This window comes from Fusibacter sp. 3D3, assembly GCF_001748365.1.
Classification (GTDB): Bacteria; Bacillota; Clostridia; order Peptostreptococcales; family Acidaminobacteraceae; genus Fusibacter_A.
The window spans coordinates 58,043-70,017 of record NZ_BDHH01000008.1 but is presented as its reverse complement, the minus strand read 5'-3'; the positions used below and the strand labels follow the sequence as shown (position 1 = coordinate 70,017).

Annotated in this window: 11 protein-coding genes; 3 read left to right on the top strand and 8 right to left on the bottom strand. The window is 38.2% G+C overall.

Features of this window, described 5'->3' with window-relative positions; all coding sequences use genetic code 11:
* Positions 1 to 75: 75 nt before the first annotated feature.
* The 3 genes from F3D3_RS10790 to F3D3_RS10780 all read right to left on the bottom strand — a co-directional run bounded on the left by F3D3_RS10790 (position 76) and on the right by F3D3_RS10780 (position 2,056).
* Positions 76 to 420 carry a hypothetical protein gene (locus tag F3D3_RS10790; protein ID WP_069873821.1) on the bottom strand — a complete coding sequence of 115 codons (345 nt, stop codon included), beginning with the start codon at positions 418 to 420 and terminating at the stop codon, positions 76 to 78.
* 126 nt (positions 421 to 546) lie between these two features.
* Positions 547 to 1,140, bottom strand: coding sequence for a TetR/AcrR family transcriptional regulator (locus tag F3D3_RS10785; RefSeq protein ID WP_069873819.1), 594 nt, complete (start codon positions 1,138 to 1,140; stop codon positions 547 to 549).
* 373 nt (positions 1,141 to 1,513) lie between these two features.
* Positions 1,514 to 2,056 (bottom strand): hypothetical protein, encoded by a 543-nt coding sequence (locus tag F3D3_RS10780; protein ID WP_069873817.1) that lies wholly within the window; start codon positions 2,054 to 2,056, stop codon positions 1,514 to 1,516.
* 197 nt (positions 2,057 to 2,253) lie between these two features.
* Here F3D3_RS10780 and F3D3_RS10775 point away from each other — a divergent pair, with 197 nt between their 5' ends.
* The gene (locus tag F3D3_RS10775; RefSeq protein WP_069873816.1) at positions 2,254 to 2,526 is read left to right on the top strand and encodes a hypothetical protein; all 273 of its coding nucleotides are present in this window, start codon (positions 2,254 to 2,256) and stop codon (positions 2,524 to 2,526) included.
* A gap of 139 nt (positions 2,527 to 2,665) precedes the next feature.
* The gene (locus F3D3_RS10770) at positions 2,666 to 3,427 is read left to right on the top strand and encodes an RluA family pseudouridine synthase (RefSeq protein WP_069873814.1); all 762 of its coding nucleotides are present in this window, start codon (positions 2,666 to 2,668) and stop codon (positions 3,425 to 3,427) included.
* 45 nt (positions 3,428 to 3,472) lie between these two features.
* Here F3D3_RS10770 and F3D3_RS10765 read toward each other — a convergent pair whose 3' ends face one another.
* Positions 3,473 to 4,498, bottom strand: coding sequence for a branched-chain amino acid aminotransferase (locus F3D3_RS10765; RefSeq protein ID WP_069873812.1), 1,026 nt, complete (start codon positions 4,496 to 4,498; stop codon positions 3,473 to 3,475).
* A gap of 298 nt (positions 4,499 to 4,796) precedes the next feature.
* On the opposite strand from F3D3_RS10765, the gene F3D3_RS10760 reads away from it, so the two are divergent.
* Positions 4,797 to 5,867 (top strand): nitronate monooxygenase family protein, encoded by a 1,071-nt coding sequence (locus F3D3_RS10760; RefSeq protein ID WP_069873810.1) that lies wholly within the window; start codon positions 4,797 to 4,799, stop codon positions 5,865 to 5,867.
* A 137-nt stretch (positions 5,868 to 6,004) separates the two neighbouring features.
* Here F3D3_RS10760 and F3D3_RS10755 read toward each other — a convergent pair whose 3' ends face one another.
* The 4 genes from F3D3_RS10755 to mglB all read right to left on the bottom strand — a co-directional run bounded on the left by F3D3_RS10755 (position 6,005) and on the right by mglB (position 11,934).
* On the bottom strand, positions 6,005 to 7,960 hold the full coding sequence (locus F3D3_RS10755) for a beta-galactosidase (protein ID WP_242877123.1): 1,956 nt from the start codon (positions 7,958 to 7,960) through the stop codon (positions 6,005 to 6,007).
* A 92-nt stretch (positions 7,961 to 8,052) separates the two neighbouring features.
* Positions 8,053 to 9,072 (bottom strand): galactose/methyl galactoside ABC transporter permease MglC, encoded by a 1,020-nt coding sequence (gene mglC, locus F3D3_RS10750; protein WP_069873809.1) that lies wholly within the window; start codon positions 9,070 to 9,072, stop codon positions 8,053 to 8,055.
* 17 nt (positions 9,073 to 9,089) lie between these two features.
* On the bottom strand, positions 9,090 to 10,607 hold the full coding sequence (mglA, locus tag F3D3_RS10745; RefSeq protein ID WP_255364385.1) for a galactose/methyl galactoside ABC transporter ATP-binding protein MglA: 1,518 nt from the start codon (positions 10,605 to 10,607) through the stop codon (positions 9,090 to 9,092).
* 292 nt (positions 10,608 to 10,899) lie between these two features.
* Positions 10,900 to 11,934 carry a galactose/glucose ABC transporter substrate-binding protein MglB gene (gene mglB / locus F3D3_RS10740; RefSeq protein WP_242877122.1) on the bottom strand — a complete coding sequence of 345 codons (1,035 nt, stop codon included), beginning with the start codon at positions 11,932 to 11,934 and terminating at the stop codon, positions 10,900 to 10,902.
* Between the last annotated feature and the right edge of the window lie 41 nt (positions 11,935 to 11,975).

The window sequence follows — 11,975 nt, the reverse complement described above, 5'->3', positions numbered from 1 at the left end:
TGTCTTGTGTTTTTTACAATTTCAACCAAAAGGCTTAAAAAAATGCATCATTCAAAAATGATGCATCTGGCTTTTCTATGAAACTAACGGCATGATCTTTATCGATGGATTGTGTTTCATCAACCACTGACAAGTATCATCAGCTGCCACAATAGAGCTTGCATTTTCTTTAGCTGCTATCTTGAGCACTTTGCTTGTAATCAAATCTTCAAGCGTTTGTAAAGGCTCAATGGCTGAAACCAAATCTATCATATAAACTTTTTTAGCACCTACGATCATTGCAGTGTTGGATAATAGGAAAGCATCATCACTTGAAAAATTTACAGCTACGATTTCAGTATTCACTTGCCTTTCCATCCATTCCAACATAGATGCGCCATTGGTGCCCTCACTGTAAACAACGATTATTTTTTCCTTCACCACAATCACTCCCTTTTCGCAAGAATTATTTTTAAGTAATTATACATTATCTTTCATATTCATGCAACTCTTTTCACAAAAAACACTCATTTCTTTTTCGAAATAAGTGCTTAATTCATTTCTTAACTATTGGCGCATAGATTGGATTAACATCGCTTTTGACCTCAGTAAAAACGACTTGATATCTCTATTTTCAATTAACCGCGTTTTGTTCACCGCAATCTCCATAACACCGTGTAAAGCCCCCCAAATGATTAGCGCTTGCTGATAGGGCTCAATATCGTCTCGCAAACTGCCTTCATGGATACCCTTTTCAATAAATTGAGGTAATGGTATTCCTTTAGCATAAGTTTCAATACGCTTTATCTTTTCAAGGACAAGCGGGTCTTCTTGTTCATACACCTTACGTGTCACCATCAAGTTCGCAAAAAAAGGACTTTCTTCAAAAAACTCAATATAGCAGTCCATAAGTGTGTTGATCTGATCAATTGCACTCATAGAGGCATCTATTGTAAGGTACTTGGATTCAAATTTCATGAAAGATTCACAAACTAAATCAAAATAGAGCTCATCCTTGCTTCTATAGTACTTATATACTGTTCTCTTAGTTAACTCACATTGCTGAGCTAAATAGTCCATCGAGGTTTGATTGAACCCATACGCCTCAAAACAAGCTTTTGCTACCTTTAAAATGTGTGTCTTCCTTTTGGCTTTATCCATTAATATATCCTCTAATTCATTATAAAAGTGTATACTCAGTCCGCTTCGCTGCCTTCGTAACCCTTGCTACAATTACGCACAGACTATTTGTAGTATCATACTCAGTCCGCTTCGCTGCCTTCGTAACCCTTGCGCAATTGCGCACAGACTATTTGTAGTATCATACTCAGTCCGCTTCGCTGCCTTCGTAACCCTTGCGCAATTGCGCACAGACTATTTGTAGTATCATACTCAGTCCGCTTCGCTGCCTTCGTAACCCTTGCGCAATCCTATCGGATTGCATTCAGTGGGAGTTTAGACTCCCACTGAATTAGGGAGATGGCTCCCACTTCTTAAAGTGGGAGCCATCTCCCCAAGGGTTATATTAACTTCATTATACCGTCATATCCAGTAATTGTCCCTGAAAATTTTGATTTTGCGTACTATAATTTGATTTATTTTGAGTAGTTGTATGTGTCACGCCACCGGAAGTATACATTCTGCCGCATTCGGGGCAAACCGCTTTAAAAGTTCTGACACTTTGTGAAACAACTTCTCTACCTTCACTTTCAGCCTTGGCAGTTTCATTGGCAACATGCTCACCTTCGTGAGATGCCACAGCGGCATCTGAAGCTTCAGGAGATATATTCGTTGGCGTCTTAAAAGAAACACCTGGATCATCAGAGCCATCTACATAAGTTCTGGACTGACAAGTTTCACATGCTGTAATGCCCATTTGTTTTAAAACTTTTTCACCATAAATCTCTTTAAGTCTATCGATTCGATTTTCAGGTTCTACTATTTTGTCGGCCTTTGTATGACCCCCTAACTGAACCACATGCTCTGAAGCATTCTTTTGATTTTTTTCTTCAAAATTAACTTCCCTTTCAGATGCAGATACATTATAATGATTAAGGTTATTAATTGAGTTACTCATAAGAGAAAGCACCTCCTTAATTTAGATTTATACCCTATTTTATTAAAACTATTCAAGACAAACTTTTTGTGTTTTTCTATTGCATTGTTCACTCAATGTGGTATAATAATTCTAATAAATATTTATACAGTCAATTGCATAAAGATGCACTTTCAATTATTAAAGTTGTCCAGAGAGACAAGAATAGGAGGAAAGCAATGAAAAATTATCTACTACTTGAAGATGGTACTTATTTTATGGCTGACGGAAATCAATCGGATTCAAATGTGTTCGGTGAATTGGTTATGAAGAATAATCAAATCGGTATTAAATGCAAATCAACGGGTGCATTTCTGAAAACTGAGTTATCAGCAACTGAAACTCAAATCATTGAACAAAAATTAGCAGGTCACTCTGGATTTTTAGGGAAATTCATAGTGGATGAACTTCCAATGGACTATCATATTTACGATCTTAAAACAGCATTTTAGGTTATGTCAACCACGCCATTACATTTGTAATGGCTTTTTTCTTTTTTGGGAATTTATCATACTCTATCTTATGATCATCTTGATAAACGCCAAAGGGTGTTATACAATGATTTAGAAAATAAATCAGAAAGGTTGTCGAATGAACGCTCATATTCACAAAAAATCAATCCATAATGCCAAAAACAATCTCATACCTGAGATCCTATATGAAGATCAGAATCTGCTTGTGGTTGTCAAACCACAAAACCTGCCCATGCAACCAGATCGAAACGCCACAGTTTCACTATTGACACTTCTCGAAGATTACTTTGAGTTCAGTCGTGGCATTGAAGATCCCTTTATCGGTTTAGTCCATCGTCTAGATCGCCACACTGGTGGGATCTGTATTTTTGCTAAAACACCCTCTACTTTGAAGCAGTTAAATCAAAGTTTCTCTGACCACAAAGTTGAAAAACGGTATATAACAGTCGTTTCTGACCCTATAGATACTTTAGAAACTTCTGGAACGCTTACGCACTATCTGACAATCGACACGAAAAGCAATTATGTCACCGCTTTTAAAACGGCCTCTCAAGGCACATTAAAAGCAAAGCTTCATTATAAAAAAATAGCCCATATGGACAGCGCATATGGCCCTTTAAGTCTGCTTGAAATTATACTAGAAACAGGTCGTCAGCATCAAATCCGTGTGCAGCTTTCTTCAATAGGTTATCCCGTTATGGGAGATGCCAAGTATGGAAAATGTCCTATCCAAGGGGAATCACTTGCCTTATGGGCGTACGCCTTAAATATAGGCACTCACCATTTTATGGCAATGCCCACGTTTGGCAATCTATATTTCAAGATTTTTGAATCCTATTTATTAGAAGAAAACCTTAATGCATACCCATCCCTCTTATAAATCTATGTAAAAAGGGCCATACACCGTATGACCCTTTCAAAAAACTTATTTTACTTTTACAATCCAGCCTTCAGGCGCTTCCACATCACCAAATTGAATGCCTACTAAAGTATCATACAATTTTTTAGTGACAGGACCCACTTCTGTTTCGCTGAAAAACACATGCAGTTTATCTTTGTAATCAATACCACCAATTGGTGTGATTACTGCTGCTGTGCCACATGCACCTGCTTCAGTAAACTCATCAATCTTATCAATCTCACAATCTCTTTCTTCCACTGCCATTTTTAAATAGTTTTCAGCGAGGTACATCAAAGAATATTTCGTGATACTTGGTAAGATCGATGGTGATTTAGGGGTTATAAACTTGTTGTCTTTTGTGATGCCAAAGAAATTTGCTGCACCCACTTCTTCAATCTTCGTGTGCGTCATTGGATCAAGATAAATACAATCTGCAAAACCTTTATTAACAGCTTCTTGATGCGGCATCATACTGCCAGCATAGTTACCACCCACTTTAGCAGCACCTGTACCATATGGCGCAGCTCTATCCATATCAGCGATGGTGAAGTTTACAGGTGCCATGCCACCTTTAAAATAGGCACCAACTGGTACACAAAATACACCGAACATAAATTCTGGTGCTGGTTTAACGCCTAAATTATGGCCCACGCCAATTACATAAGGTCTAAGATACAATGTTGCTCCAGTACCATATGGCGGTACGTAATCCAAATTGGCTTTAACCACTTGAATACACGCATCCACAAATTTCTCAACTGGAATTTCAGGCATTAATACACGTCTACAGCTTCTATTCATACGCATTGCATTTTCATCTGGTCTGAAAAGTTGTACATCTCCAGTTGAAGTCGTATACGCTTTGAGTCCTTCAAAGCACTGTTGTCCATAGTGAATCGCCGTAGAGGATTCACTGATAGATATCATGTTATCTTCAGTTAATTTGCCCTCATCCCAAGCGCCATCTTTCCACATGGAGACATAACGAAAATCTGTTTTCGTATATCCAAATCCTAAATTATTCCAATCAATGTTAACATTTTTACTCATCTTCCAAGCTCCTTTCATATTTTGTAAAATCGATCTTGGAAAAAGGTTACCCATCCCTATTATATATTATTCCTATGGATTTTGACAATTATTTTTAAATGCATTTATAAATCATAACATCTATTCAAGTCTTAAAAGCCCTTTCTATTGCGTTTTTTTGGAATACTCCCAGTGTATTTATAAATTTTTTATAGCATTTTTATAGCATTTTCATACAAGCGTTGAAAACACTTCATTATATGCTGTATTATAAGTACATGTAGCCATGAAATACGGTTTGATTGATTTAGGAGGAAAAATGAAATTGCCAACTTTAGATATTGGAAGTTTAAAAATAAAATATCCCATTGTTTTAGGTGCTATGGGCATTGGCGTTACCAGATCTGGGCTTGCAGCTGCCGTTACAAATGCTGGTGGACTTGGCGTTATGTCAGGTGTTAATCTGGGTTTTGAAGAACCCGATTTTATGGACAATACACTTGAAGCCAATTTACGTGCATTGCGGAATGAAATTAGAAAAGCAAAAGAAATGACCATGGGCGGTGCCATTGGCATTAATTTCATGGTTGCTATGAATATGTATGCGGAGCATGTCCGCGAAGCTGTTAAAGAGGGGATTGATTTCATCGTCTCTGGCGCAGGAATTCCAGCTGAACTTCCTAGCCTCGTCAAAGGTTCTAGCACAAAAATTGCACCGATTATTTCCTCTTCTAAAGGTGCCCGCTTGATCGCAAAGTTATGGGACAGAAATCACAACATTGCACCCGATGCAGTTGTGCTCGAAGGTGTAAAAGCTGGTGGTCACCTAGGCTTTAATCGCGATGATATTATCAATGACAACTATGACGTTTTCAAAACGATTTCTGAGATAAAAGTCATTTTAAAACCTTATGAAGAAAAATATCAAAAGAAGATTCCTTTGATTGTCGCTGGTGGTATCTATTCAGGTGAAGATATTGCAGAAGTCTTAAAAGCAGGTGGTGACGGGGTTCAGATGGCGACACGCTTCGTAGCCACAAAAGAATGCGATGCAAGTGATGCTTACAAACAGGCCTATATTGATGCGGTTAAAGAGGATGTCAAAATTATCATTTCACCCGTAGGCCTACCTGGGCGAGCTGTTCAAAATCCATTTTTGGAAAAGATAAATGCAAACAATCCGCCTAAAATAAAGCGCTGTGTCAATTGTCTTAAGACATGTGATATTAAAACGACGCCATATTGTATTTCCCAAGCGCTTGTGAATGCCGTTTCGGGAAATGTGGATGAAGGCTTGATATTTTCAGGTGAAAATGTCTATAAAGTCAAAGCCATGAGCACAGTACCCGAAATTTTTAACGATCTATTGACGACCATTGAAAAAATATAGTCTATAATCCCAAATCAAAGCGTCTACTCAGTCCGCTTCGCTACCTTCGTAAAATTAGGAATATGAACCCCCACTTTGAGAAGTAGGGGAGTTTCGTTGTGTACGTGGTACACAACGAAACTCTTTTCACGTACATTTCATATTTTTGCTAGATTAATAATCCGAGATTCGTATGGACCAACCGTATGTTCTAAATAGCTTTGATTACTTTCTGTATGATTCATGATAAAAAGATAAGTGTCCTCACCCGAGTTTCGCCTTACCACTTCAAGGCCTTTGGCACTCTTATGTGTTAATATACCAGTCTCTTTTAATATCTGCTCGATCAAAGCATTGGTAGCCACTTGAGATAGACCGCCTCCAACATAATACACAGTGCCATCACCAAAGCTGTTCTTGGTAATTGCTGCGTACTGGTCAAAAAATAGGTCATCATATCGGTAAATCACCTCAGCAGTAGTCGGTTCAAGAAGATCTCTCCAGACACTCATCGTGGCCCCCCCTATAGCAGCCTCATGTGTAGAAGTCTTTAATTTAACCTGATTATTAAGTCCCAAAGATTCATAATTTTTGAGTTTAACACCACAAAGTTCATTGAGAATGTTCTCACCTAGCCTCAAATTATTGTCTCTATTTTTAATGCCACTTCTAAAGCTAAAAATAACCTGTCCACCCTTTTCTGCAAATGCTTTTAAGCGCATCAATAGAGCGTCATCAACAATCTGCATCACCGGAAGTGCAATCACTTTGTACTGATCCCATGATTTTTTTATATCGATCACATCGATGTGAATATTTTGAGTATAAAAACCTTCATAGACTCTCAAAAGCTCATTTGTAAAGTCAAAAGCGTGACTTTGACTTTGAGCTTGCCAAGACCATCTGTTGTCATAATCATAAAGAACGGCAACTTCTGCTAAGATCGGCGTTGATAAGACGACTTCATACCGTTTGATATCATCAAAAAAAGCTTTCACTTCTCTGTATTTCTCATTGATCTGATCATCTTGATCTAATATCCCTTGGCAAAACTGCTCAGCCCCGTGCGTCATGCCCCTCCATCTAAAATAGAGTAGCGCTTCACACCCGCGAGCCATGGCTTGATAAGACCACATTTTCGCCTGATTTGGTCGTGGCAAATACCCAATAACCGTATGACCTTGTGCCCCCATGAGTTCTTCCACAATCCAGAAATTTTCTCTTTTTAAACCCCTGATGTAATCATGTGTCATGGCAATGTTAGCAGGTGAAATGGGTTTTTCAAGACCACCCCACACAGGATAATTGTCATACGCTACCCGATCTAGACGAGATGCCAATAAGTTTTGATCATAAGCGCGCTCAAAAAAGCCACCAAAGAAATTGTGAATCACATTTTGTTGTGGCCTCTTAAGTTTGTTCACAATATCAATTTGCATTTTAGCATAATCATTAATGCTCTTTGATCTAAACCTTGCCCAGTCCAGTTGCAATGTTGGATTATGCGTGGTGATCGTCTTTAAAGGCATCGGAATTTCATCAAAATCATTATAAGTCTGACCCCAAAATATCGCCCCATAAGTCCTATTGAGCACTTCTATATCTACATATTTTTCTTTTAGGAAAGTTTGAAAACCTTTATGACAACTTTCGCAATAACACTGATCACTGCCCTCATGCCCAAGTTCATTATCTATTTGCCAGGCCACAATAGCGGGTTCACTTTGATAATGTGTTAGTAAAGCAGTGACAATTTGACTTGACTTAACGCTGTATATTTCAGAGTTATAGCAATACTGTCTCCGTCCTCCAAAAACACGTTTTTGACCCTCGGCATCCACGGACAATATTTCTGGATATTTTTTAGCCAGCCATGCTGGAAAAGTGGTTGTTGGCGTACCAAAAATAACATTTAGACCATAGGCTTTCATTTTTTGAATAGCTTGATCAAAGTATGAAAAATCATATCGCCCTTCAGTTGCTTCCATCAGATGCCATGCAAATTCACCAATTCTAACGGTATTGGCGCCAAGTGCCACGATCCGCTCAAGATCGTGTTCCATCATCTCCAAATCCCAATGTTCAGGATAATAATCTACACCTAAATACATCATCACATTTTCCATCCTTATTTTAAATAGATTAACAGCAGAGAAAGGGACTTCTCTGCTGCCTAGAGGTTAACAATTCGTTGTTTTAGACTAAATTATTTGCGCTTGATATATTTTCTATTATCAATCGCCACTGCAATGACAATGATAAGGCCTTTGATGATAAATTGTAAATAGGGGTTAACACTGATAAACGATAAACCATATGCAATAACTTGGAAAATCAAAACTCCAGTTACAATACCGGCAATACTACCAATACCACCCGAGAACGATAATCCCCCTACGATACATGCTGATATGGCATCCAGTTCGTAACCATTACCTGTATTATTTGTAGCCGTTCCAATACGCGCGGCTTCAAGAGCCCCCCCTAATCCGTATAATAACCCAGCAAGGAGGTAAACCAACATAATCATTTTAGCAACATCGACACCCGATACAGCAGCCGCTTCAGCATTTCCACCGATTGCAAAAACATTCTTTCCAAACTTCGTTTTATTCCAAATCACCCACATAAGAGCGATTACGGCGATGGCATAAAGCACCAAAAAAGGAATAATAAAAGTTCCGATTTGAAAATAACCTTGAGCCAATTGGGCAAACCTCTCATCAAGTCCACCGATAGGTTGCGCACCATAAGGTGGTCTATCATAATAAATAGAGTTTACGCCGTAGACGATAACCATCATACCTAACGTTGCAATAAATGGATCCACTTTAAATTTTGCGATTACAAACCCATTTAGCAAACTGAAAAGTCCCGTTATAACCATAACAATTACGATTGGTACTATAAGCGGCAAAATTGGTAAATCTGGATACATTCTATAAGCATAACCTGGTGCCTGCAACATTGAAGCTGAAATAACAGCAGCAAGTCCAACTTGACGACCAAGTGAAAGGTCTGTCCCTTTTGCAACGATGATTGTACCCACACCAAGTGCAAAAATAACCCTTGTAGAAGCCTGTGCTAAAATGTTTGAAAAGTTCTTAAGCGATATAAATCTCGGTTCAATGATAACAATAGCCGCCATTAATACGAAAAGTACAATGTAGATGGCATTATTCATCATAAAGTTGAGAATGTCTTTTTTATTAAACTTCTGTGACATACGATCTCATCCCCCTATTATAAATATTTAGCAGACAATCTCAAGATTTCTTCTTGAGTTGTCTTATCCGTCTCAACAATTCCTGCTAATCTACCGTTGCTCATCACAAGAATTCGATCTGTTATCCCCAATAACTCTGGCATCTCAGAGGACACCATGATAACCGCTTTGTTTTTTGAAGCAAGATCAATCATTAATTTATAAATATCAAATTTCGCTCCTACGTCAATCCCTCTAGTGGGTTCATCCATTAAAAGCACTTCTGGCTCTGTCAAAAGCCATCTGCCAATGATAACCTTTTGTTGATTGCCACCTGAAAGCGACAAAATTCTTGTTTTATGAGAAGGCGTCTTAACACTCATGCTATCAATTACCCAAGCCGTATCTTGTTCGATCTGTCCATCGTTAAGCATTTGCGTTTTTTTAACATACTTGTCAATATTGGCAATAACCGAATTGAATGAAATATTTTGATTGGGGAATATGCCCGTCACACGTCGTTCTTCCGTAACAAGTGCCAAGCCATGCTTAATTGCTTCTTTTGGATTTTTAAATGCCACTTTTTTACCGTGAAGCGTCATGCATCCCTCTGAAACTTGCCTTTCAGCAAAAATAGCCTCGACTAAATCCGTTCTTTTGGCACCAACAAGCCCTGCAACACCAAGGATTTCTCCTTTTCTAAGTTCAAAACTCACATCCTTAATGGACGGCTGATAAGTTGCTGTGAAATTTTCAATTTTGAGAATAACCTCACCCGGTTTATTGGTTTTAGGTGGGAAACGGTGTGTTAAGTCTCTACCGACCATTAGGTTAATGATCTCGTCTGTGGTAATATCTTTAACCATTTTGGTGTTGATCCATTTGCCATCTCGCATAATGGTCACTTCATCACAAATTTGCTCAATCTCAACCATTTTGTGTGAAATATAAATGACAGAAACCCCTCTGTTTTTTAGTGCGGTTATAATTTTAAACAAGTGATTGACTTCATTTTCAGTCAGCGAAGAAGTCGGTTCATCCATTACAATAATCTTAGAGTTATAAGAAACCGCTTTTGCAATTTCTACCATTTGACTTTCCGATACTGGCAACGCTCCAATTTTTTGTCTTGGATCAAGGTTAATATCCAGCTCTTTAAAAATTTTAATTGTATCTTGATACATTTTTTCCTCATCCACAAATAAGCCTTTAGTCGGAAAACGCCCTAGCCAGATATTGTCCATGATTCTTGTCGTTCTCACTTGATTAAGCTCTTGATGGACCATTGAAACACCATTATCAAGTGCATGCCTTGATGAGATAAAGTTAACTTGCTTGCCTTCAAAAAGGATTTGGCCTTCATCCATATGATATATGCCGAACAAGCATTTCATCAATGTCGATTTTCCTGCACCATTTTCGCCCATCAGCGCATGAACACTGCCTTTTCTGACCCTGAGTTTGACACCATCCAAAGCCTTAACTCCTGGAAATTCTTTGGATACATTCAGCATTTCAAGTAAAAAACTTTCTTTTTGTGTTGCATCACTATTCAAGAACTCTGCCCCCTTTCGATATTTCTATATAGAATACCCATAATGAGTCTCAGGTAAATTATTCTTTTTTACTTTCTTAATTTCAAATCTATTCTGTTAAAAAAACTTAAAAAGACCGCATGAACTGTTTTGTTTTAATCCATAATTATAAAAATTATCATGTGCTATCTGCAAACGCATCATATGGTAGAGGATTGCTCAGCTTTTGACTTTTGACACTCAACTAATAGGTTTTCTCAAAAAATTCGAGATGCATGTCTGCATCTCGAATAATCACTTGTACAGTAAATTCTTATTTGTATGCTTCTTCAGCAAACGCGATATTATCGATTGTAACTGCTACGTAAGGCACACGTACAGCTTTGTTTTCATCAAATTTCCAAGTTGTTCCATCAAGTGGATCTTTACCCATTGCAACATTGTAAGCTAACTCGAAAGTTGCTTTACCTTGATTTTTAGCATCGTTTAATACAGTTCCAGCCATTTTACCTGCTTTGATTTGCTCTAAGGCATCTGGAATAGCATCCACACCAAATACTGGCATATACTTGCCACTATCAAAGTAACCATTAGCATTTAATGATTGGATTGCACCGAGTGCCATACCATCATTGTTTGTGATCACGAGTTCAATAGCGTCACCATGCTTAGCAATCCAACCATCCATCAACTCTTTACCTTTAACACTGTCCCACATACCTGTTTGAAGTTCTAACTCTTCAACTTTAAGGCCTTTTTCAACCATAACGTCTACAGCATATTTTGTTCTAGCTTCAGCATCTGGATGTCCTGGTTCGCCTTTTAAAAGAACGTATTGAACAATGCCATCGCCATTTCTATCCCAAGTTGGGTTATCTGTCCACATTTTAGCCATCATTTCGCCTTGAATAATACCCGCTTCAGCTGAAGCAGTACCAACGTACCAAGCCTTGTCGTAGCTCGCTAACACAGAAGCTTCAGGCTCTTTGTTGAAGAATACAACTGGAAGATTAGCAGCTTGAGCTTTTGTAATAATTGCCGAAGCAGCTTGTGGATCTACTAAGTTGATTGCCAAAGCTTTAGCCCCTTTAGAAATCATTGTATCCACTTGATCGTTTTGAGTTGCTTGTGAGTTTTGAGAGTCATTCATTTCAAGTGTTGCCACATCATTATTACTTGAATCAATAGCTCTTCTTACGAACGACATGAAGTTATCGTCATATTTGTAAATTGTAACACCAATCACTGGTTTTTCCGCACTTGCTTCTGCTGCCGGTGCTGCACCTGAATCTGCTGCTGGTGCTTCTGTTTTACTACCACAAGCTGTTAATGATAGTACCATCATCATGATTAATAAAATCGCTGTTAATTTTTTCATTTTAATCATCT

Excerpts from the sequence above, each read along its gene's own strand:
- mglB (WP_242877122.1), bottom strand. The coding sequence starts at position 11,934 with ATGATGATGGTACTATCATTAACAGCTTGTGGTAGTAAAACAGAAGCA.
- mglC (WP_069873809.1), bottom strand. The coding sequence starts at position 9,072 with ATGTCACAGAAGTTTAATAAAAAAGACATTCTCAACTTTATGATGAAT.
- F3D3_RS10770 (WP_069873814.1), top strand. The coding sequence starts at position 2,666 with ATGAACGCTCATATTCACAAAAAATCAATCCATAATGCCAAAAACAAT.
- F3D3_RS10780 (WP_069873817.1), bottom strand. The coding sequence starts at position 2,056 with ATGAGTAACTCAATTAATAACCTTAATCATTATAATGTATCTGCATCT.
- F3D3_RS10760 (WP_069873810.1), top strand. The coding sequence starts at position 4,797 with ATGAAATTGCCAACTTTAGATATTGGAAGTTTAAAAATAAAATATCCC.
- F3D3_RS10755 (WP_242877123.1), bottom strand. The coding sequence starts at position 7,960 with ATGATGTATTTAGGTGTAGATTATTATCCTGAACATTGGGATTTGGAG.
- F3D3_RS10785 (WP_069873819.1), bottom strand. The coding sequence starts at position 1,140 with ATGGATAAAGCCAAAAGGAAGACACACATTTTAAAGGTAGCAAAAGCT.
- F3D3_RS10775 (WP_069873816.1), top strand. The coding sequence starts at position 2,254 with ATGAAAAATTATCTACTACTTGAAGATGGTACTTATTTTATGGCTGAC.
- F3D3_RS10765 (WP_069873812.1), bottom strand. The coding sequence starts at position 4,498 with ATGAGTAAAAATGTTAACATTGATTGGAATAATTTAGGATTTGGATAT.